Source organism: Marinobacter zhejiangensis (genome assembly GCF_900114775.1).
Classification (GTDB): domain Bacteria; phylum Pseudomonadota; class Gammaproteobacteria; order Pseudomonadales; family Oleiphilaceae; genus Marinobacter; species Marinobacter zhejiangensis.
The window spans coordinates 623,554-645,457 of record NZ_FOUE01000002.1; the positions used below are offsets into that span (position 1 = coordinate 623,554).

Sequence of the window (21,904 nt, forward strand, 5' to 3'; positions counted from 1 at the left end):
TCCGCGTTTGCAGAACTTTAAGATGATCTTCTAGGTTATCTGGTCCTGTGCCCGATGTGCGAAAGTGGCGGAACTGGTAGACGCGCTGGATTTAGGTTCCAGTGGGGCAACCCGTGAGAGTTCGAGTCTCTCCTTTCGCACCATTTCTATTCTCCTTGTTCTCTTTGTTGTCCCTCTCTTATTTTTGTTTCGATCGCCTTGGCCAATTCCGTGGTAGCGCGCTGCCTGACTGAATCTATCGGGTTTGGTGATTCTCTCTCCGGATAATTCCGTGGTAGACTACCGCTTTTAATTTTTGCGCTTTTTCAGGGGTGACCCTGAGGCGTCAAGATGAACCATTCATACACTACTGACCGGTAATTCGAGGAACTTCCATGCAAGTGTCTGTTGAAACGACATCTAACATCGAACGTCGCATGACAATCGGTGTGCCCGCCCAGGAAATTGACGCGGCGGTTCAAAAACGCCTTCAGGAGACTGCGCGTACCGTTCGTCTGAACGGCTTCCGTCCGGGCAAAGTGCCCCTGAGCGTTGTCAAGCGTCGTTTCGGAGCGAGCGTTCGCCAGGAAATCGTAGGCGAAGTCATGCGTGACAACTACATGAAAGCCCTGGAAGAGCAGGAAATCGTGCCGGCTGGCTGGCCGCGCTTTGAGCCGAAGACCATGGAAGAGGGCAAAGACCTTGAGTTCGTGGCTATCTTCGAAGTGCTGCCTGAAATCGAACTGGGTGACCTGAGCAAGATCAACATTGAAAAGCCAGTGTCTGAAATTGCCGACAAAGACGTAGACACCATGATTGACAACCTGCGTCGTCAGCAGGCCACCATGAAGTCCGTCAAGCGCAAGTCCAAGAACAAGGACACTGTGACCATCGACTTCAAAGGCTCTGTCGACGGTGAGGAGTTTGAAGGTGGTGCGGCTGAAGGTCATCGCCTGACTCTGGGTTCCGGCCAGATGATTCCTGGCTTCGAGAAAGGCATTGTTGGCGGTAAGGCAGGCGAAGAGCTGGAAATCGAAGTGACCTTCCCTGAGGACTACCACAACGAAGAGCTGGCCGGTAAGCCTGCCAAGTTTGAAATCAAGATCCACGAAGTTCAGGAGCCGCAGCTGCCTGAGCTGGACGAAGAATTCTTCAAGAAGTTTGGCATTGAGGCTGACAGTGAAGAAGCTTTCCGCGCTGAAGTTCAGAAGAACATGGAGCGTGAGCTGAAGCAGGCGGTTAACAACAAGGTCAAGAACGACGTTGTTGATGGCCTTCTGGAAGTGACTGAGCTGGAAGTGCCCCAGGCCCTGATTGATCAGGAAATCGACCGCCTGCGTCAGGAAGCGGTTCAGCGCTTTGGTGGCCAGGTTGACTTCCAGCAGCTGCCGAAGGAAATTTTCCAGGATCAAGCCGCCCGTCGCGTTAAGACTGGCCTGCTGTTCCAAGAGCTGATCAAGAAGAACGACCTGAAAGCGGATGATGCCAAGGTAGAGGAGAAGATCCAGGAGATCGCTTCCACCTACGAGCAGCCGGAAGAAGTGATCGAGCACTTCAGCAGCCCTGAGCAGAAGTCTCAGATCGAAGCTGTGGTTGTTGAAGATGCGGTTGTTGACCTGGTTCTGGCTCAGGCCAAGGTCAAGGAAAAGAAAATGAAGTATGAAGAGGCGGTGAAAGCCGGTCAGCCTCAGCGCTGATAGGATTTGGCCCTGAAAAAGGGCCAGAAAACTGCCAAATGAAGCAGCCGGTTTATCCGGCTGTTTTCATCTGGGGCTCAGGGTGGCAAAGTATTGCCTTGGCAATGATAAAAATCAGTATAAAACGTAAGCAGGTCCAACCCCGGTGACCGGAAAGGTCACGCAACGTCCAGAAGGAGTTCAGGCGTATCATGATGCAAAAACCGTATGATGGTTCCGCAATCATTACCAATTCTGGCCTGGTGCCAATTGTTATTGAGCAGACTGCTCGTGGCGAGCGTTCTTTCGATATCTATTCCCGTCTGCTCAAGGAGCGGGTGATCTTCATGGTGGGGCAGGTCGAGGACCACATGGCCAACCTGATTGTGGCCCAGCTCCTGTTCCTCGAATCCGAGAACCCGGACAAGGACATTCATCTTTATATCAACAGCCCGGGTGGTTCGGTAACGGCAGGTATGTCCATCTACGACACCATGCAGTTCATCAAGCCGGATGTCTCCACTCTTTGTGTAGGTCAGGCGGCCAGTATGGGTGCATTCCTTCTGGCTGGTGGGGCTCCTGGCAAGCGCGCTTGTCTGCCGAATTCCCGGGTCATGATTCACCAGCCGCTGGGGGGCTATCAGGGGCAGGCCACGGACATCGAAATCCACACCCGTGAGATCCTGAAAATCCGCAGTACTCTGAACCGTATTTTGTCCCAGCACACCGGTCAGGACCTGGAGACCATTGAAAAAGACACGGAACGTGACAATTTCATGGATCCGGCGCAGGCAAAGGAATATGGCCTGATCGACACAATACTTGATAAGCGCGCCCCGAATACATAATACTGGGACAAATTTGCACTAAAATCGGCCGGCGCGGTGGCAGTTCTCGCGCTGGCAAACCCTGAACAGAGGTAATTCAATGGCAGATGATAGAAACGGCAGAGGCGACGATAACGGCAAGTTGCTGTACTGCTCGTTTTGCGGCAAGAGCCAGCATGAAGTTCGCAAACTCATTGCGGGGCCCTCGGTGTTCATCTGCGACGAGTGTGTCGACCTGTGTAACGACATAATCCGTGAAGAAATTCAGGAAAGTTCGCAGGAAGAAGCCAGTGATCGTTTGCCTACGCCTGAAGAAATTCGTCGTACCCTGAATGAGTACGTGATTGGGCAGGATCGGGCCAAGATTGTTCTGGCGGTCGCAGTTTACAACCACTATAAGCGTCTGCGTTATGGTGAAGGCAAGTCCGATGTCGAACTCGGCAAGAGCAACATCCTGCTGATTGGTCCGACCGGAAGTGGTAAGACCCTGTTGGCGGAAACGCTGGCGCGCATGCTGAATGTTCCGTTTACGATCGCCGATGCTACGACTCTGACCGAGGCCGGTTATGTCGGTGAGGATGTAGAAAACATCATCCAGAAGCTGCTTCAGAAGTGCGATTATGACGTCGACAAGGCCCAGCGTGGCATTGTGTACATCGATGAGATCGACAAGATTTCCCGTAAGTCTGATAACCCGTCCATCACCCGTGATGTTTCGGGTGAGGGTGTTCAGCAGGCACTGCTCAAGCTGATCGAAGGTACGGTTGCTTCGGTGCCCCCTCAGGGCGGCCGAAAGCATCCCCAGCAGGAATTCCTGCAGGTTGATACCAGCAATATCCTGTTTATCTGCGGCGGTGCCTTCGCGGGCCTCGACAAGGTTATCCAGGATCGTTCCGAGCGTAGCAGTATTGGCTTCTCCGCTGCTGTGGTCAGCCAGGACGACAGCAAGAGCACTGGTGACATCATCAAGGGCGTCGAGACCGAGGATCTGGTCAAGTACGGACTGATTCCAGAGTTTGTTGGGCGTCTGCCTGTTGTCGCCACGCTGACGGAACTGGATGAGGAGGCCTTGGTGCAAATCCTGATGGAGCCCAAGAACGCCCTCACCAAGCAGTATCAGAAGCTGTTTGAGATGGAAGGCGTCGAGCTGGACTTCCGTGAAGACGCACTGCGAGCGGTAGCCCGCAAGGCCATGGAGCGGAAGACCGGTGCGCGTGGTTTGCGTTCCATCATGGAGGCTACGCTCCTGGACACCATGTATCAGATTCCCTCTGAGAATGACGTGTCCAAGGTGGTGATTGATGAAAGTGTGATTGATGGTGATTCAGAGCCATTCAAGATCTACGCGAGCACCGATCACGCCAAAGCGGCCTCAGCGGACGATTGATCCATATCTGCAGTACCGAAGTAATAAAAAAGGGCGGCAACGCCCTTTTTTATTTTTTGTTTTCCGATCCTTGTTTCGATGCTTCTGCCGTCGAGACGCGCCTTGATTTCCACAACTTACACTTACAAATCTGATTGCAAATACATTGCAATTTTCACAAGTGCCCCAATGAACGATGGTAAGCTGAAAGAAACAAAGTCAGAGGATTTCGTATGACCCTGATTCCCGAAGATTCCGTGCAAACATACCCGATGCTCCCGCTGCGGGACGTTGTGGTATTCCCGCACATGGTGGTTCCGCTGTTTGTGGGGCGAGATAAGTCAATTCAGGCCCTGGAAGCCGCAATGGAGGGGAGCAAGGAAATCCTTCTGGTCGCCCAGCGTGATGCAGGGACCGATGAGCCGGGTCCTGAAGATGTCTTTGATATGGGAACCCTGGCGACTGTCCTGCAGTTGCTGAGGTTGCCAGACGGCACCGTCAAGGTGCTGGTAGAAGGTAATACCAGGGCAAGAATCCAGGCGGTCGAGGAAGGTGAGTACCTGACCGGTCAGGCGCTTCTGATGGAAGACGACACGCTGCCTGAGCGTGAAGGTGGCGTTCTGCTGAAGACTCTGATGGACGAGTTTGAGAAGTACGTCAAGCTGTCCAAGAAAGTGCCGTCGGAAGTGTCCAATGCACTGACCGGCATCACTGAGATTGAGCGTCTGGTGGACACCATGGCGGCTCACCTGGAGCTGCGCATTCCCGAAAAGCAGGAGCTTCTGGAGGCGCTGGACGTTGGTCAGCGTGTTGATCTGCTGCTGGGTAAGCTGGATGGCGAAATCGACCTCATTGAAGTCGAGAAGCGCATTCGCGGCCGCGTCAAAAAGCAAATGGAGCGCAGCCAGCGAGAGTATTACCTCAATGAGCAGATGAAGGCGATCCAGAAGGAAATGGGGCAGCTGGGCGAGGGTGCCAGCGACTTCGACGAGCTGGAGCAGAAGCTTGAGGAAGCGGGCTTGCCGGAAGAGGCTCGCAAGAAAACCGAGTCTGAGCTGAACAAGCTCAAGATGATGTCTCCGATGTCGGCGGAGGCCACGGTTGTTCGTGGCTACATCGACTGGATGTTGGCGGTACCCTGGAAAAAGCGCAGCCGGGTACGTCACGATCTGGAGAAGGCCAAGGAAATCCTGGATCAGGACCACTATGGTCTGGAAGAGGTCAAAAAGCGGATTCTGGAATACCTTGCTGTCCAGAGCCGGGTGAAAAAGGTGAAAGGGCCGGTGTTGTGCCTGGTTGGGCCTCCAGGCGTCGGTAAAACGTCGCTGGGACAGTCTATTGCCCGGGCAACCAACCGCAAGTACACCCGGATGGCGCTGGGTGGCGTGCGCGATGAGGCGGAGATTCGTGGTCACCGCAAGACCTACATCGGTGCGTTGCCAGGAAAGCTGCTGCAGAAACTGGCCAAGGTGGGTGTAAAGAACCCGCTGTTCCTGTTCGATGAAATCGACAAGATGGGGATGGACCACCGTGGTGATCCGGCTTCTGCGTTGCTGGAGGTGCTGGACCCCGAACAGAACCATACCTTTAACGATCATTACCTTGAGGTCGATTACGACCTGTCGGATGTAATGTTCGTATGTACCTCTAACTCGATGGACATCCCGCCGGCCTTGCTGGATCGGATGGAAATCATCCGTATCCCGGGTTACACCGAGGATGAGAAGGTGAACATTGCGCTTCGTTACCTGTTGCCGAAGCAGATCAAGGCCAACGGGCTGGGTGAGAAAGAATTGGAGCTGCCGGAGGAAACGCTTCGGGACCTGATTCGTTACTACACCCGTGAGGCGGGCGTACGAGGCCTGGAACGTGAAATCGCTAAGATCTGCCGTAAGGTGGTTCGGGAGCATGTTGAAAGCGGCAAGAAGCAATCGCTGACCCTGACCCCGGACATGCTGGAAGACTATTCCGGCGTTCAGAAGTTCAAATATGGCCTGGCCGAAGAGAAGAATCAGATCGGGCAGGTCACCGGTCTGGCGTGGACTCAGGTTGGCGGTGAGCTGCTGACCATTGAGTGTGCCCTGACCAAGGGTAAGGGGCGCGTGGTCAAGACCGGATCCCTGGGTGATGTCATGCAGGAGTCCATCCAGGCGGCATTGACGGTGGTCAGAAGCCGTGCCACCGGGCTTGGATTCAGCGATGATTTCCATGAGAAGCATGATCTGCACGTGCATGTTCCGGAAGGGGCAACCCCGAAAGACGGCCCCAGCGCCGGCATTGGTATGTGCACGGCGCTGGTTTCCGCGCTGACCCAGATTCCGGTGCGTGCGGATGTCGCAATGACAGGTGAGATCACTCTGAGGGGGCGTGTTCTGGCCATTGGCGGGCTCAAGGAAAAGCTGCTTGCGGCCCACCGGGGTGGCATCAAGACCGTGATCATCCCTGATGAAAATGTGCGTGATCTCAAGGAGATACCTGAGAATATCAAGAGTTCTCTTGAGATTAAGCCAGTGAAGTGGATTGACGAAGTGCTGGATATTGCTCTGGCTTACGCGCCGGAGCCTCTGGCGGAATCGGTGTCTGCTGAAGGGGCGGCAAGCAAACCCCGGGATGATGACAGTGACACCTCGGAGCGCATAAATACCCATTAAACCCGCGCTGCGTTGTTGACATGCGCGAGAGCCCGTTGGTATAACTGTTTCGCCGTGAAGCAGCCAATACCAAGGGCTCCCGCGCAGTTAATGCCTATTCCGAAATGCGGTTTGTAACCGAATGGAATAAAAATAGTGAAGAATGGAATTCTCTGACTGCCTATGCGATAGTCGGGAACGTCCTAAAAAAACAAACCTATCTATAACATCTTCAACCTGAAATCGAAGGGGTTTAGTGTGAACAAGTCCGAACTTATCGATGCAATTGCAGAGTCCGCTGATATTTCCAAAGCAAGCGCAGGTCGCGCGCTGGATGCAATGACTGGCGCTGTAACAGATGCCCTGAAAAAAGGCGATCAGGTGACTCTGATCGGTTTCGGTACCTTCTCTGTGAAGGAGCGTGCAGCACGCACTGGTCGTAACCCGCAAACTGGCGCCGAGATCAAGATCCCAGCGTCCAAGGTACCGGGCTTCAAAGCTGGTAAGGCCCTGAAAGACGCCGTTAAGTAACGGTCTTTCACTCAGCGTTATACCGCTGGGGTGCCGCTGAAGCTGTTTGGGAATCCCCTGACACTGCTTCAAAAGAACCTGAGGCGCATTCCTATCCGGGTGCGCCTTTTTACGTTCCAGAACACATTGAACTATTAGAGGCCTGACGCTGCTGGTTAAAGAACCCTGCAAATGTTGAGGGGGGTATCAATCGGTTGGCGATCCGGGAGGAACATGCTTCAAGATATTCGGGATAACGCCCAGGGCACCATTGCCAAGGTCATCATCGTTGTATTGATTATTTCATTGTCCATCTGGGGTATGGACGCCATTGTTGGCGGCTTCTCCGGTGAGCCGGAGGTGGCGACGGTCAACGGTGAGGACATCACCGAACGCGAGTTTCTGCGCGTTGTTCAGATGGAAAGCCAGCGCAGGTTGGGGCAGATGGACGTACCAGACCCCTCGTTGCTGGACGAGAACCAAATTCGCCGGGAAGTTCTCGATGGCCTGATCCAGGAGCGGGTGCTGACTCAGGATGCCGCTACTCAGGGGCTCGAATTGTCCGATGCCGACATCGACCGCCTGATTACCCAAATGCCCCAGTTCCAGGTGAACGGACAGTTTAACCGCGACCAGTTTGTGGCGGTGGTTCGTAACAGTTTTGGCATGGGGGTGGGCGAGTTCCGCGACGCCCTGCGCAAGCAGGTGGTGGTCAACCAGATCCGCACTGGCATCAGCCAAAGCGGTTTCGTTGCCAAGTCTGGCGCTGAACAGCTCATGGCGTTGCAGGGACAGACCCGGGATTTCCGTACGCTGACCATGTCTGTTGACGAAGTGTCTGCTCAGGTCCAGGTAACCGATGAAGACGTTGCGGAATATTATGAGGCCAACCAGGCCCTGTTTACCCGCCCGGAAACCGTAACTGCGGAATACATTACACTGTCGATGGCTGCCGTGGCGGATCCTGAGAGTGTGTCTGCTGAAGCCGTTAATCAGCGCTATGAAGAGCGTGCCGCAGAAATGGCTAACGAGGAGCGTCACACGGCTCATATCCTCATTGAAGACGGTGACGATGCCGAACAAACCATTGCTGAGGTTCAGCAGAAGCTTGCTGACGGCGAAGACTTTGCCGAGTTGGCGAAGACCTACTCGGCGGATATTGCCTCTGCCCAGATGGGCGGCGATGTTGGATTTGTTGGCCGTGGCATGTTTGATGAAGCCTATGAAGAGGCGATGTTTGCTTTGTCAGTAGATGAAGTGTCGGGGCCCGTTCGCAGTAGCTTCGGTACACACTTCATCAAGTTGCTGGATGTCCGGAAATCGGACGTTCCCAGCTTGGCTGAAATGGAAGAGCTTATCCGCTCTGAGCTGGCTCTTGAACAAGCTGGTGAAGCCTACTCCAAGGCGCGTAGCGAGCTGGCAGATTCCGCGTACTCTGCGGACAACCTGGCTGGCCCGGCGCAAGAGTTGGGTCTGGAAGTTCGTGAGAAGGACGGTGTAACCCGTGAAGGCGGTATGCCGCCGTTCGACCATGCCGGACTGGTTCGTCAGCTCTATTCCGAAGACGTTCTCGAAGAAGGCTACAATACCGAGCTGATCGATGTGGGCGACAATGTGTCCGTCGTCGCACGGGTTAAAGCCCACGTCCCTGCGGCGCAACTGCCTCTGGAAGAGGTTGCGGCTGAGATTCATGCTGCACTGCTCCAACAGAAGACTCGTGAGTTGTTAGCGGTCCGTGCCGACGAAGTCATTGAGGCGCTTGAGTCAGGCAGCACTCTGGCAGAGCTGGACAGCGTTTCTGGCAGCTGGGAAAGCCACGCCGATCAGGGCCGTAACGATGTGTCGGCTGCGCCAGCGGTTATTAGCAAAGTGTTTGCGCTGCCCCGTCCTGAATCCGGTCAACCGGTCTACGGACGTGCCGATATCGCTGATGGCGTTGTGATTATCGCGCTGGACACGGTGAGTGGTAACGTTGAGGACATTGATACCGCAGAGCTGATCCAGCTCAGCCGGTTCATGGCTTCACTGCAGGGCCAGCAGGAATACGCTGCCTATCAGCAGTATCTGCGAGACGTTGCAGAGGTTGAGCGCCCGTAATCGGTGCGCCAGTGCCGCAGCGCACAGCTGATGCAAAAAAAGCCCGGAGCTAATTGGCTCCGGGCTTTTTTTTGGTCTGTTGGTGACCGCTCAGGATGCCTGGGGTGGTAACCGTGTTGGTTTCAGGCTGTCCTTGATTTTCTTCAGGTGGTCGCGGAAGTCTTCTCCGCGTTTCAACGTTACTCCGGTCGCCAGAATGTCGATGATGGTGAGATGGACGATTCTTGATGCCATGGGCATATAAACTTCGGTGTCCTCATCGGCACTGACCCCAAGAACCACCGTGCAGACCTCAGCGAGGGGGGAGCCGGGTGTGGTGATTGCGATGACCGTGGCACCGTTGGCGCGGGCGTCCTGAGCAATCTCGATGCTTTCTTTGGTGCGTCCGGTGTACGAGATGATCACGATGACATCGCCGGTACTGCTGCCGGCAGAGACCATTCGTTGCATCAGTGCATCGTCGTAACACATCACCGGTATGTTAAAGCGGAAGAACTTGTGCTGGGCATCCAGGGCGACCGGAGCCGAGCCGCCCATGCCAAAAAAGTTGATCTGTTTGGCCTGGATGAGGAAATCGATGGCGGTGGCAAGATCCTTCGGAGACAGCCCCTGGCGGGCTTTATCGATGGTTGCCATGGTGGTCAGCATGATCTTGTCAGCAAATTCCGCTACGGAGTCATCTGGCTCAATATTCTGGCCGATGTAGGGCGTGCCGGTGGCGATGCTCTGTGCCAACCTGATCTTGAAGTCTGGAAACCCGGATGCGGAAAATCCGCGGCAGAACCGGTTGACCGTTGGCTCGCTCACGTCGGCGGTTCGGGCCAGGGCGGCAATGCTATAACGGGTGGCGGCGGAGGGGTCGCGAAGAATGGCTTCGGCGACCTTGCGTTCGGATTTGTTCAGGCTGTCCAGTCGCGCCTGGATTTCTTCCAGCAAATTGTCATCGCGGCGTGAGTGGGTCACGGCCATACCGTTTTGCTCCTGAGTTGTCCAAATCGACAGTGGGGCGAATTATAGACTGTCTTGGTTACTGTTGCGGTAGTAAAGATGTCACGGCAAGGTTTTTGCATTGGCATCTTGAGAGTGACAGTGCCATTATTTAGATAAAATTACTACATTGACGGTCTGCTTTCTTGTTTCAGCGTCTTGCTGCGAGGGCAGGTGGGAGCTTCTGTGGACAACGAGTTCGATACCCGCAGTGATTTGATGATTTTTGGTGCATTGGGCGACCTGGCGCGGCGAAAGTTGTTTCCGGCGTTATATCAGCTAGAACGTTCAGGATTGCTGGCAAGGGAAAGTCGGGTTTTGGCGCTTGCGCGCAAGAATATTGATACGGAAGAGGCGCGCAGCCTGCTGGCAACGCATCTGCAGGACCGTATAGCGGACGCTGAGCTCGATAGCGAGGCCTTGGCGCGACTGGTCGGTCGGGTGGAATACCAGCGTATCGATTTTTCGGAGCCATCTCACTACGAGGGGTTAAATGGCTGGCGGGACGGCAGCTCCAATGCTTTGATTGTCTATATGGCGACGCCGCCGTCGCTCTATGGGGTTATCGCCCGAAACCTGCGGGATTCCGCCTGCTGCACACGAAAAACCCGGGTGGTTGTAGAGAAACCCATTGGTCATGACCTGGAAACGTCAAGGATTATCAATGATCAGTTGGCGGACGTGTACCGGGAAGACCAGATTTTTCGAATTGATCACTACCTCGGAAAGGAAACTGTTCAGAACCTCATTGCACTGCGATTTGCCAACAACTTTTTTGCCTCCCAATGGGATCAGAACCACATATCCCATGTGGAAATCACTGTGGCTGAAAGCGTTGGTATTGAGGGGCGTTGGGGGTATTTCGACAAGGCGGGCCAGATTCGCGACATGATTCAGAATCACCTGTTGCAGTTGCTGTGCCTGATTGCCATGGACCCACCGGCAGACCTGTCTGCAGATAGCATCCGAGATGAGAAGGTCAAAGTGCTGAAGGCACTGAAACCGATCACGCCGGACTTAATGGAAACCCATTTGGTGCGAGGTCAGTACGCTGCGGGCAGCAGTCTGGGCCAGTCCGTTCCGGGGTATCTGGACGAGGAGGGGGCTGATCGCAATAGCACCACAGAGACCTTTGTTGCCCTCAAGGTCGAGATTGAAAACTGGCGTTGGGCGGGCGTGCCATTCTATATCCGTACCGGCAAGCGGTTACCTGAAAAGCTTTCGCAGATCATTATCCATTTCAAGCCTGCTCCACATTACATTTTTGATCCGGATCAGAAGCACTTGGCCAACAACAAGCTGATCATTCGTTTGCAACCCGATGAAGGAATGACGTTGCAGATTTTGACCAAGGACCAGGGGTTGGACAAAGGGATGCGCCTTCGGCGGGGGCCACTTGAACTCACGTTTTCCGAAGCCTTCGGGGCTGACCGAACCCCCGATGCTTATGAGCGGCTGTTGTGGGAGGTCATGAAGGGCAGTCAGTACCTTTTCGTTCGCCGGGACGAAGTGGAACATGCCTGGCGTTGGGTTGACCGGCTGATCACGACCTGGAGTGATCATGACCCCTATCCCAAGCGCTATGCTTCAGGGACCTGGGGCCCGGTTGCTTCAATTGCGATGATCACTCGGGATGGCAGGAGTTGGTATGAAGACGCCTGACTTCGAGTTACCCAATAATGTAGATATGGTCATCGGCGACGATGGCCACTCTGTCGCCAGTATGCTGGCGGAGAAGGTGGCGGGGGTGTTGGATGATCGTCTGCAACGGCCAGGTAGGGCCAGTCTTGCGGTCTCTGGCGGAAAAACGCCTATTGCCTTTCTGGAGTTACTTAGTTGCAAGCCCATCGACTGGTCTCGTGTCGATGTGGTGTTGGTGGATGAGCGTTGTGTCAATGAGGATGACCCGGCGAGCAACGCACGCCTAGTCAAGCAGTACCTGCTGCGCGGGCCGGCGTCGGCAGCCAGGTATGTTCCGATCTGGCAGGATAATGTGTCTGTGGCTGATGGTTGCCGGCAGGCGGAAAAGGCCCTGGACCTGATTGAATGGCCGCTGACGGCGCTGGTTTTGGGGATGGGAGTGGATGGCCATACGGCATCGCTCTTTCCCGATGCTCCAGAGTTATATGCCGCGCTGGATGCCAGCAAGCCTGCCAGGGTGTTAGCGTTGACGCCGCCCTCACAGTCTCACCCGCGGGTGTCACTGACGTTGCGAGCGCTTGGCGGAGCGCAGTACAAGGCCCTGCACCTGAAGGGTATGGACAAGCTTGAGGCCCTTAAGCAGGCGAGTGAGCGCCTGGATGATGTTGCGGAGATGCCCATTCGCCTGTTTTTGAGCCTGGGTGTCGTTGTGTTCTGGAGTGCCTGACCTTTAGCCGGAGATATCTATGTCCCAGTTGTCTGATGTCTATCGTAGCCGTATCCATGACTTGATGAGCGCAAGTCCGTTGATTCCGGTAATTACCATTGAGAATCCGGATGATGCTTTTCCGTTGTGCAAGGCCTTGGTGGCTGGTGGTATTCGGATACTAGAGATCACGTTGCGTACGGAGCACGGGCTGGGGGCTATTGCCCAGTTGCGAGAGACCTTGCCGGAAGTCTGGGTTGGTGCTGGCACGGTCACAAACGTTCAGCAATACCGTGCGGTGGAGCAGGCGGGGGCTCAGTTTGTGGTGACGCCGGGGGTAACGGAGGCAATCCTCCAGCATGGATTGGGCTCTGACGTCCCATTGGTTCCCGGGATTGCGACAGCGTCTGAGCTGATGCTGGGCTATGCCATGGGGTACCGTGATTTTAAGTTCTTTCCGGCTGAAGTAGCGGGAGGGATTCCTGCCTTGAAGGCGCTTGCGGGGCCTTTCCCGGATGTTCAGTTCTGCCCGACGGGGGGGATTCGCCGGGAAACCGCTCGACAGTACCTGGACCTGGATAACGTGCTGGCGGTAGGGGGGAGCTGGCTGACGCCCAGAGAGGCGGTCAGGCAACGTGACTGGCCGTTGATTTCAGGGGTCGCCAGGGACAGCCTTGCTGAACTGGGGCGCTGATTGCTGTTGATATCACCAAGAGCGCCAGGCCCGCACTGGGCGGGCCTGGCGGCGATCGCTAACGGATTGCCTCGCCAACCTGGGCTATCTTAAGGGTGTTGGTGCCACCTTGTGCGTTGGCGTAATCCCCTTTGGTAATGATCACCAGATCCCCCTGATTGACGATACCGCGCTGCTGAAGTTCGGCAACGGCGCGGGCGTTGATTTCATCATTGGGAATCTCAACCGAGTCAAACGGCACGGTCTGGACGCCCCGGTACAATGCGACTCTCCGCTGGGTTGCGCCGTGGCGCGAGAACGCGAAGATCGGCAGGCCGGATTTAATACGTGACATCAGCAACGGGGTAGCGCCGGTTTCGGTCAGGCAGATCAGCGCCTTGATGCCCTCGAGGTGGTTGGCCGCATACATGGCTGACAAGGCAATGGCTTCATCCACCCGTTCCATGGTTTCGTTGATGCGGTGTTTTGACTGGCGCATGGATGGGTGTTTCTCGGCGCCGAGGCAGATTCGCACCATCGCTTCGACCGCTTCAACGGGGTAGTCCCCAACCGCCGTTTCTGCGGACAGCATGACCGCATCGGTGTGGTCGAGCACGGCATTGGCCACGTCGGACACTTCAGCCCGGGTGGGCATGGGGCTTTCTATCATGGATTCCATCATCTGCGTGGCAGTGATGACCACCCTGTTGAGGCTGCGAGCGCGGGCGATGATGTGCTTTTGCACGCCCACCAGCTCCGCATCGCCAATTTCTACGGCGAGGTCTCCCCGAGCCACCATGACAGCGTCGGATGCGCGGATTACCTCGTCCAGTACCGCTTCATCGTGGGCAAGTTCCGCCCGCTCAATTTTTGCGACCAGGCCGGCCTCTGAACCGGCCGCACGTAGGAGTTCGCGAGCGGTATGGAGGTCGTCGGCTGTTCGCACGAATGAGACTGCAACATAGTCGGCTTCGAGGGCCGCTGCGGTCTTGATGTCCGCCTTGTCCTTTTCAGTCAGGGCATCGGCGGACAGGCCGCCACCTCGTTTGTTGAGCCCCTTGTTGTTGGACAGGGGACCACCAATCAGGACCGTCGAGGTGATGCTGTGATCATCAACCGAGTCTACCCGCATCTCGATGCGCCCATCGTCGAGCACCAGAATGTCTCCTGGTGTTACGTCCTGAATAAGCTGCTCGTAGTCGATTCCGACGCCATGTTCATCGCCGTCTTCTTTGTCTTTGGTGGCATCCAGAACAAACGATTGCCCGGCCTTGAGCGTGACTTTGTTGTCACGAAAGCGTGCCACCCGAAGTTTCGGGCCCTGGAGGTCCGCCAAAATGGCCGTGTTCAGGCCAAGGGCCGTAGAGGCTTCCCGCACCAGACGTGCGCGCTCGATGTGGTCTTGTGCGCTGCCGTGGGAAAAATTAAGGCGGGTGACGTTGACGCCGGCCTTGAGGATGGCGGTGAGTGACTCGGGGGAATCGGTTGAGGGTCCGAGTGTGGCGACAATTTTGGTGCGCCTCAGCATAGGTGCTTGTCCTTTTCTCTGAAAATAATCGGGTTAATGATGGCGAGCCTGCATGGCGGCTAGCGTGTTGTCCAATAATCGGTTTGAGAACCCCCATTCATTGTCGTACCAGGCCATGACTTTGACGTGACGACCGATCACGCGGGTGTGGTTGGTGTCGAAAATGCTGGAGAGTGGGTTGTGGTTAAAATCAATGCTGACCAGCGGTTCGCTGCTGCAGGCCAGTATTGAGTTGTGTTGGGCCGCGGCTTCCATCACGGCATTGACTTCCTCGGCGGTGGTGTCGCGTTGGGCAAGGAAACTGAAGTCCACCAGGGAGACGTTGATGGTGGGAACCCGGACGGCCAGGCCATCGAGTCGCCCCTCCAGCTCGGGAATGATCTTGCCAATCGCACTGGCTGCCCCGGTTCGGGTTGGGATCATCGACTGGGTGGCAGCTCTTGACCGATAGAGGTCTCCGCCCCAGGCATCGGTGACGGGTTGGTCGTGCGTGTAGGCGTGGATGGTTGTCATCAGGCCGCTCTCGATGCCCATGGCATCATGGAGGGGTTTGGCAACCGGTGCCAGGCAATTGGTGGTGCAGGATGCGCAGGAAATGATCTGGTGTTCAGGGCGCAGGATGTCATGGTTAATGCCATAAACCACCATGGCATCCGGGTCCTTGGACGGCGCGGAAATCAGTACTTTCTTGGCGCCTGCGGCCAGATGCCTGCTGGCTTGTTTATGGTCGGTGAATGCCCCTGTGCATTCCAGGACGACGTCGATATGGTAGCTGCGCCAAGGCAGGTCCGCGGGATCCTTGATGGCGGTGACGGCAATGTGGTCACCGTTGACCGTCAGGGCCTCGGCGTTGTGGCTGATAATGCCGGGAAACTTGCCGTGGACACTGTCGTGCTTCAGCAAGTGGGCATTGCTTTCGGCACTTCCAAGGTCATTGATGGCAATCACTCGGATTTGGTCGCGGTAGTCGCTTTCGTACAGCGCTCGCAAAACGTTGCGACCAATTCGCCCAAACCCATTAATGGCTACACGAATGGTCATGGTCTTTCTCCTTGTTACCCTGGCTAGGATGCCTCTTTGGGAGAATGTAGTAATTGTATCAACATTTCCTCAGGTTGTAATTGATACCAACGTCTTGAGATGGCAATAAGAATGTAAACTTACGTTTACACCGCGTGCAACGGTAGGGGGGAATATTGGGGTGGCTATGTCGTTGAGGGGCGGTATAATGGCGCCCTCGCAGGAGAGAGGGGCCAATGTCAGGCCTCCGCCGAAGGCGCAAACTCCCATAATCGCTCAGGCACAGGTACTGCGACATTCTCGAAAAGCCGGCTGGAGAGCGGTCACTCCGAGTGACCCACCGAAGGGGCAAGTGGCGACAGGCCACGTAAACTCTCAGGTACACAGGACAGAGGGAGAGGCACAACCTTCACAGGAGTACTGTGTGCTGACCTATGTCTATGTGATAGCCATTACCACCGAAGCCATGTCCGGCGCGCTCGCGGCCGGTCGTCGTAACATGGATCTGTTCGGGGTAGCCCTGATTGCGTTCCTGACGGCCCTGGGGGGCGGCACGGTTCGCGATATTTTGCTTGGAAACTATCCGGTTTCCTGGACCCAGCATCCTTCGTACATCTATCTCACCATTTCAGCAGGTTTGATCACCATGCTGATTGCCCGCTTCATGAAGCACCTGCATCAGTTATTTCTGGTTCTGGATGCGATGGGGCTTGTTGCCTTCACCATTATTGGCTGTAACGTAGCGCTGCAACTGGGGTACCCCACGGTCGTGGTGGTAATGGCTGGTATTACTACGGGAATCTTTGGCGGAATTCTGCGAGATATCATGTGCAACCGTACGCCGCAGGTTTTGCGGCATGAGCTCTATGCCAGTGTGTCACTGATCGTTGCGCTGCTATACCTTGGGCTCGACGAGCGGGGCGTCAATCACGACATAAATATGCTGGCGTCGTTCAGTGTTGGTTTGTTGCTGCGACTGGTGGCGATTCGCTGGCAATGTTCCTTGCCCGTTTTCAGCTATGCGCCGGAACGGTGGAGTGACTGACTCGGTTGGAGAGGGCGGTGAAAGCCGGATCCGGCGGTCGCCGGATCCGGTGTAAAGGGGTTACTCCCAGATAACGGATTTACGTTCGGCGTACCAGCCATCCATGCGATCCGCGTAGTGGCTTTCGATTACGTTGCGTTTGATCTTCATGGTCGGGGTCAGCATGCCGTTTTCCATGGTCCACGGCTCCCTCACGACCACTGCGAATGCCAGGGTTTCATGGGGTTCGCAGCGAGCGTTGACCTGTTTGAGGACGTCGCCCAGCTCCTGGTTCATGGCGGCTTTGGCTTCAGGGGATTGCATTTCTGCCCGGGCATCATCGGACAGCAGCACGAGGGCAAATGGTTGGGGCTGATTGGCACCAGCAATGCAGACCACCTCCAGCTTGGGGTGGTTAAAGCGGTTCTCGATCGGTACCGGAACCACATATTTACCCTTGGATGTTTTGAACAGGTCCTTGACCCGGCCCGTGATGCGCAGGTATCCGCTGGCATCCACTTCGCCCATGTCGCCGGTTTTCAGGAACCCGTCGTCGGTCAGGTCTTCCTTGGTTTTCTCGGGGTTCTTGAAGTAACCAATCATCTGGCCAGGGCTGCGAACCTGAACCTCGCCGCCTTCGCCAATGCGCTGCTCGACGCCAGGGTTGGGAACGCCAACCGTGCCCACCTTGGCCTCGCCTGGCCGGTTGGCGTGGGAGTAGCCGAAGTTTTCCGACATGCCATAGACTTCCAGCAGTTCCAGTCCCAGGTTGCGGTACCAGGCGATGATTTCAGGAGGCAGCGGAGCTGCACCTGTCAGAGCGGCGCGACAGTGGTTGAGACCCAACTGGGTCAGCACTTTCTTCTTTACTACGCGGTTAAGCAGGGGAATGTTGAAGAGTAGCTTCTGCTTTTTCGGTGGCAGCTTTTCATTGATGGCCAGGTAGAACTTGGTCCACAGCCGGGGCACCGAGAAGAACAGGGTGGGGCGTGCCCTCTGCAAATCTTCCTGGAACGTATCCAGGGAGTTGGCAAAGAACAGGTGAACACCAAAGAACAGCGACAGCGTTTCTACCGCCGCACGTTCCGCGACGTGAGCGAGGGGCAGGTAGGACAGCATGCGGTCTTCATTATTGACCGGGAACAGTTCTTTCAATCCGCTGGCGACGGACAGGATAGCGCCAAAGTTATGCATGACGCCTTTGGGGCGTCCGGTACTGCCGGAGGTGTAAACGATGGTTGCGAGGTCATCCGGTTTGGGGTGATGCAGGGGCTGAGGTTGCGTGGATGCGATTACGTCGCCCCAAGTGGGGGTGTCATCACGCGGTGACATTGGCAGTGACACAATGGGGAGGTCGTCGGGAATAACGTTCTTGACGTCGTTCCAGCTATCGACCTTACCGTCCAGCTTGCCAAGGAACAGCAATTTGGCATCGCTATGCTCAAGAATGTAGGCAGCGGTTTCTCCATTCAGGGTTGGGTACATCGGAACGGAAACGTGGCCTGCGGCCCAGATCGCAAGATCGGCGAGTATCCAGTGGGCGCTGTTCTTGCCGAGGATGGCGATGTTGCTGCGTTCAGGGAGTGCCAGCGACCTCAGGTATGCGGACATCCGGCCAACCTCGTCGGCGGCTTGCTTCCAGGTGATCTCCTGGGTGCTGCCATCGGGAAATGGTTGGGTGAGGTAAATTTTATCGGGTGTCGTGCTGGCCCAGTATTCGAGGCAATCCAGCGACGTGCTTGGGGTGGTCACCGCATTCATTGAGGTGCTCCTTTATTGTCGGGTGTTGTTATTTGTTTTCCCACAAACCGGTCCTATGGGATTGTTTTTATTCGGAGATAGTCTCACGCTGCCGGACCGTTGAAGTTATCATAGCGGCTTGAGGTTCGTTCGGCGAGGGTTTGTCACCTTTGCGCCGAGATAGCCAATATCCCCGGCTTCTTGAAGGAAGTGAGTGCACATGACGTATTGGGTTTATCTGGTGATTGCCATTGTTGCGGAAGTGATTGCCACGACGGCGCTGAAGTCAAGTGACGGCTTCAGTCGCCTGCTGCCCTCCATTGTGGTTGTGGCCGGATACAGTGTGGCTTTTTATTGCCTTGCGCTGGCCCTGCGGACTATTCCGGTTGGGGTTGCCTATGCGATCTGGTCGGGGGTGGGGGTGGTGATGGTGACGATTCTGGCCTGGGTGTTCTTTGGGCAGCGTCTGGACCTGCCCGCGATTGCTGGGATGGGGCTTATAATCGCGGGCGTGGTCGTCATGAACGTGTTCTCTCAAACCGTTTCACACTGACTGGCGGCGCCTAATAGCCCTGGGCCGATGAGGTGCTGCGTCTTGGGTCTGCACCACCATACAAGATGCCATCGTCGCCAATATGGATGCTCTGAATGGCGCCCATTGCACTCCGGGTTTCCACCGTGTGTCCCATGTCCTGCAGTAAAGTGATGGTATCCGGGCTGATGCCGTTCTCAATGCGGATTTCATCCGGTAGCCACTGATGGTGAATGCGCGGGGCTGATACTGCCGACTGGATGTTCATGCCGTGGTCGATCACATTCATCAGTACCTGCAATGTCGTGGTTATGATCCTTGAGCCGCCGGGGCTGCCGGTGACCAAAACGTTCCGGTCATCGCGCCTGACAATTGTCGGGGACATGGAGCTCAGCATGCGCTTGCCTGGTTCTATGCGGTTGGCCTCGCCGCCAATCAGTCCGTAGGCGTTGGGTACCCCGGGTTTGGCGCTAAAATCATCCATTTCATTGTTGAGGAGAAAGCCTGCGCCGGTCACGGTAATTCCGGAGCCGTAGCTGAAATTGATGGTGTAGGTGTTGGACACTGCATTGCCCCAGCGGTCAACGATGGAAAAGTGGGTTGTCTCGTTGCTTTCGTAGCTGGCCGGGTTGCCCGCACGAATGTCGAGCGATGCTCTGGCCTGCCCCGGATCAATGTCGGCCCTGAGTTCGGTGGCATAACGCTTGTCGGTAAGTCCGGATAAGGGCACGTCGACGAAATCGGTGTCTCCCAGATACTCGGACCGGTCTGCGTAGGCGAGCTTCATGGCTTCCGCCATCAGGTGAATGCTCTGGGCGGAGTTGTGGCCGTACTCGCCCATCGGGTAGCCCTCCAGGATATTCAGTATCTGAATGATGTGGGTGCCGCCGGAGGAAGGGGGCGACATAGAGTAGATGTCGTAACCCCGATAGCTGCCGCGGACCGGTTGGCGCTCTACGGGGCGGTAGTTCTTCAAGTCGGCTTCCGTAATCAGCCCTCCATTTCGGCTCATCTCTTCAACTATCAGTCGGGCGGTTTCGCCTTCATAGAAGCCTGCAGTACCGTGGTCGGCAATTCGTTGCAGGGTATCTGCAAGCTCCGGCTGGCGGAAGCGTTCCCCCGGTTGGTAGGTGCTGCCATCTTCCTTGTAGAAGGTGGCGCGGGTGGCGGGCCATTGTTGCAGGCGGTCGCGGACACTTTCCAGGCCATCGGTAAATCGTGGGGGTACAACGAATCCTTCGCGGGCCAGCTTGATGGCCGGCGCAAGCGCGGTTTTCAGATCGATTGTGCCGTGTTTCTCCAGTGCCAGGGCGAGGCCGGCTACCGTGCCTGGCACGCCAGCCGCCAGGTGGGTGAAACGGCTGCGTTCGGTTACGGCATCGCCATTTTCGTCCTGGAACATGGTTTCAGTTGCTGCCGCTGGAGCGGTTTCGCGGTAATCGATAGCGGTGACGGGGCTGGAATCTCCGGGGGCGATGAGCATGAAGCCGCCGCCGCCAATATTGCCGGAGCGGGGTTGGGTAACCGCGAGGGCAAACCCGGCCGTTACTGCGGCATCAATCGCGTTGCCGCCACTTTTGAGGACCTCCAGGGCAACCTCTGTTGCCAGGGTATGACTGGTTGCCACCATGCCGTTAAGCCCAACTGCGGGGTGGAAGCGCTCGCCTTCAAGGATGGCATCGGCATTGGCTGGGGTGAGGGGGATCGACAGGCTTAGGGCGACCAGCACGGCGGTGAGTGGGGGAAGGTGTTTTCTCGTTGGGGTAGTCATGGGGTCATCCTTGTCGTTGGAGGGGCAGTGCGCCTTCAGTATAGGGTCGAAATTTCAGTGCTGCTGGGTTAAACCCACGCGGCGACGCAGGAAAGGGGTGATAAGTTCGGTTATAGCCAATGCCCCTTCGTTTCTGGCGTTCAGATAGGCTATGATAACCGGTCATTTTTTTGGGCGTGGCGTTTGTGTCGTCCGCTATTCCAGGTTTAGTAAGGAAAGGCTTTCATGGAGCATACCTATCGACTTGTGATTTCCTGCCCTGACCGGGTTGGAATTGTGGCCAAGGTCAGTAACTTCCTGTCCACTTATAACGGCTGGATCACCGAGGCAAGTCACCATTCGGACACTCAGACCGGCTGGTTCTTTATGCGTCACGAGATCAAGGCAAGCTCTATTCCCTTTGGGTTGGAGCAGTTCCGCGCAGCCTTCGAGCCCATTGCCCGCGAATTCGATATGCGCTGGCAGGTGACAGACTCGGCGCAGCCAAAACGCGTGATCCTGATGTGCAGCAAAGAGTCCCACTGTGTGGCAGACCTGTTGCACCGCTGGCACAGCAAGGAGTTGAATGCCGAAGTTGTGTCGGTGATTTCCAATCACGACGATCTGCGCCGGATGGTCGAGTGGCATCACATTCCCTACCATCATATTCCGGTCAACAAAGAGAATCGTGAACAGGCATTCGCTGACATCAGCGAACTGATTGATTCCTACGAAGCCGATGTCGTGGTGCTGGCGCGTTACATGCAGATTCTGCCGCCGGACGTGTGTGAGCGCTACGAGGGCAAGGTCATCAATATCCACCACAGCTTCCTGCCGTCGTTTGCCGGGGCCCGGCCTTATCACCAGGCCTACAGCCGCGGCGTCAAGCTGATCGGGGCCACCTGCCACTACGTGACAGAAGATCTCGACCAGGGGCCGATCATCGAGCAGGACGTTGTCCGCATTACCCACAGCAACTCCATCGAAGACATGGTTCGCCTGGGCAAGGACGTTGAGAAGAATGTGCTGGCGCGAGGATTGCGCTCCCACATTGAAGACCGGGTGATCACGTACGAAAACAAGACCGTGGTTTTTGACTGAGCCAGCGCCCGGTTTGTGGTAGTATCGGTCGCTTGTTGCAGAATAACTAGAGAGCCGGTGAATCGGCCCGGGCGCTTGTCCGGGCGGGGTAATTCGACGGCTCCCGTCACGACTTCC

The 21,904-nt window shown here is 56.0% G+C and carries 17 protein-coding genes, 1 tRNA gene and 2 riboswitches; of the genes, 13 read left to right on the forward strand and 5 right to left on the reverse strand.

The genetic code is table 11. The features are described 5' to 3' along the window. The first annotated feature begins 58 nt into the window (after positions 1 to 58). The 7 genes from BMZ67_RS08220 to BMZ67_RS08250 all read left to right on the forward strand — a co-directional run bounded on the left by BMZ67_RS08220 (position 59) and on the right by BMZ67_RS08250 (position 9,085). Positions 59 to 143, forward strand: a tRNA-Leu gene (locus BMZ67_RS08220). Positions 144 to 374: 231 nt separating this feature from the next. Continuing rightward, the gene (gene tig, locus BMZ67_RS08225; protein ID WP_092021511.1) at positions 375 to 1,676 is read left to right on the forward strand and encodes a trigger factor; all 1,302 of its coding nucleotides are present in this window, start codon (positions 375 to 377) and stop codon (positions 1,674 to 1,676) included. A 191-nt stretch (positions 1,677 to 1,867) separates the two neighbouring features. Further along, positions 1,868 to 2,503 carry an ATP-dependent Clp endopeptidase proteolytic subunit ClpP gene (gene clpP, locus BMZ67_RS08230; protein ID WP_092021512.1) on the forward strand — a complete coding sequence of 212 codons (636 nt, stop codon included), beginning with the start codon at positions 1,868 to 1,870 and terminating at the stop codon, positions 2,501 to 2,503. 79 nt (positions 2,504 to 2,582) lie between these two features. Next, on the forward strand, positions 2,583 to 3,869 hold the full coding sequence (clpX, locus tag BMZ67_RS08235) for an ATP-dependent Clp protease ATP-binding subunit ClpX (RefSeq protein ID WP_092021514.1): 1,287 nt from the start codon (positions 2,583 to 2,585) through the stop codon (positions 3,867 to 3,869). A gap of 212 nt (positions 3,870 to 4,081) precedes the next feature. Further along, the gene (lon, locus tag BMZ67_RS08240; protein WP_092021515.1) at positions 4,082 to 6,499 is read left to right on the forward strand and encodes an endopeptidase La; all 2,418 of its coding nucleotides are present in this window, start codon (positions 4,082 to 4,084) and stop codon (positions 6,497 to 6,499) included. A gap of 237 nt (positions 6,500 to 6,736) precedes the next feature. Next, positions 6,737 to 7,009, forward strand: a complete 273-nt coding sequence (locus tag BMZ67_RS08245; protein WP_092021517.1) for an HU family DNA-binding protein — start codon at positions 6,737 to 6,739, stop codon at positions 7,007 to 7,009. A 213-nt stretch (positions 7,010 to 7,222) separates the two neighbouring features. Beyond that, positions 7,223 to 9,085 (forward strand): SurA N-terminal domain-containing protein, encoded by a 1,863-nt coding sequence (locus BMZ67_RS08250; protein WP_092021519.1) that lies wholly within the window; start codon positions 7,223 to 7,225, stop codon positions 9,083 to 9,085. Between the two features lie 90 nt (positions 9,086 to 9,175). Here BMZ67_RS08250 and hexR read toward each other — a convergent pair whose 3' ends face one another. Further along, positions 9,176 to 10,054, reverse strand: a complete 879-nt coding sequence (gene hexR, locus BMZ67_RS08255; protein ID WP_092021520.1) for a transcriptional regulator HexR — start codon at positions 10,052 to 10,054, stop codon at positions 9,176 to 9,178. Positions 10,055 to 10,291: 237 nt separating this feature from the next. Here hexR and zwf point away from each other — a divergent pair, with 237 nt between their 5' ends. The 3 genes from zwf to BMZ67_RS08270 are packed head-to-tail and all read left to right on the forward strand — an operon-like array spanning position 10,292 to position 13,113. Next, entirely contained in the window at positions 10,292 to 11,734 is a 1,443-nt protein-coding gene (gene zwf, locus BMZ67_RS08260; RefSeq protein ID WP_245749932.1) for a glucose-6-phosphate dehydrogenase, read from the forward strand. Next, the gene (gene pgl, locus BMZ67_RS08265; RefSeq protein ID WP_092021523.1) at positions 11,721 to 12,440 is read left to right on the forward strand and encodes a 6-phosphogluconolactonase; all 720 of its coding nucleotides are present in this window, start codon (positions 11,721 to 11,723) and stop codon (positions 12,438 to 12,440) included. The genes zwf and pgl overlap by 14 nt, the downstream gene beginning before the upstream one ends. Before the next feature lie 19 nt (positions 12,441 to 12,459). Continuing rightward, complete coding sequence (locus BMZ67_RS08270) at positions 12,460 to 13,113, forward strand: bifunctional 4-hydroxy-2-oxoglutarate aldolase/2-dehydro-3-deoxy-phosphogluconate aldolase (RefSeq protein WP_092021525.1); 654 nt, start codon at positions 12,460 to 12,462, stop codon at positions 13,111 to 13,113. Positions 13,114 to 13,171: 58 nt separating this feature from the next. Here the strand turns inward: BMZ67_RS08270 and pyk are convergent, their stop codons facing one another. After that, positions 13,172 to 14,620 (reverse strand): pyruvate kinase, encoded by a 1,449-nt coding sequence (gene pyk, locus BMZ67_RS08275; protein WP_092021527.1) that lies wholly within the window; start codon positions 14,618 to 14,620, stop codon positions 13,172 to 13,174. A 33-nt stretch (positions 14,621 to 14,653) separates the two neighbouring features. Then, the gene (gene gap / locus BMZ67_RS08280) at positions 14,654 to 15,661 is read right to left on the reverse strand and encodes a type I glyceraldehyde-3-phosphate dehydrogenase (protein WP_092021529.1); all 1,008 of its coding nucleotides are present in this window, start codon (positions 15,659 to 15,661) and stop codon (positions 14,654 to 14,656) included. Between the two features lie 189 nt (positions 15,662 to 15,850). Next, positions 15,851 to 15,942: riboswitch (glycine riboswitch) on the forward strand. Then, positions 15,943 to 16,042: riboswitch (glycine riboswitch) on the forward strand. Positions 16,043 to 16,064: 22 nt separating this feature from the next. Here gap and BMZ67_RS08285 point away from each other — a divergent pair. Continuing rightward, complete coding sequence (locus tag BMZ67_RS08285; protein ID WP_092021531.1) at positions 16,065 to 16,685, forward strand: trimeric intracellular cation channel family protein; 621 nt, start codon at positions 16,065 to 16,067, stop codon at positions 16,683 to 16,685. Between the two features lie 60 nt (positions 16,686 to 16,745). On the opposite strand, the gene BMZ67_RS08290 is transcribed toward BMZ67_RS08285, so the two are convergent. Then, the gene (locus tag BMZ67_RS08290; protein WP_092021533.1) at positions 16,746 to 18,425 is read right to left on the reverse strand and encodes an AMP-binding protein; all 1,680 of its coding nucleotides are present in this window, start codon (positions 18,423 to 18,425) and stop codon (positions 16,746 to 16,748) included. A gap of 199 nt (positions 18,426 to 18,624) precedes the next feature. On the opposite strand from BMZ67_RS08290, the gene BMZ67_RS08295 reads away from it, so the two are divergent. After that, a complete protein-coding gene (locus BMZ67_RS08295) occupies positions 18,625 to 18,957 on the forward strand; it encodes a DMT family transporter (RefSeq protein ID WP_092021535.1) in 333 nt (110 codons plus the stop codon). 10 nt (positions 18,958 to 18,967) lie between these two features. Here BMZ67_RS08295 and ggt read toward each other — a convergent pair whose 3' ends face one another. Next, entirely contained in the window at positions 18,968 to 20,707 is a 1,740-nt protein-coding gene (ggt, locus tag BMZ67_RS08300; RefSeq protein ID WP_092021536.1) for a gamma-glutamyltransferase, read from the reverse strand. Between the two features lie 225 nt (positions 20,708 to 20,932). On the opposite strand from ggt, the gene purU reads away from it, so the two are divergent. Then, the gene (purU, locus tag BMZ67_RS08305) at positions 20,933 to 21,787 is read left to right on the forward strand and encodes a formyltetrahydrofolate deformylase (RefSeq protein ID WP_092021538.1); all 855 of its coding nucleotides are present in this window, start codon (positions 20,933 to 20,935) and stop codon (positions 21,785 to 21,787) included. Positions 21,788 to 21,904 lie beyond the last annotated feature (117 nt).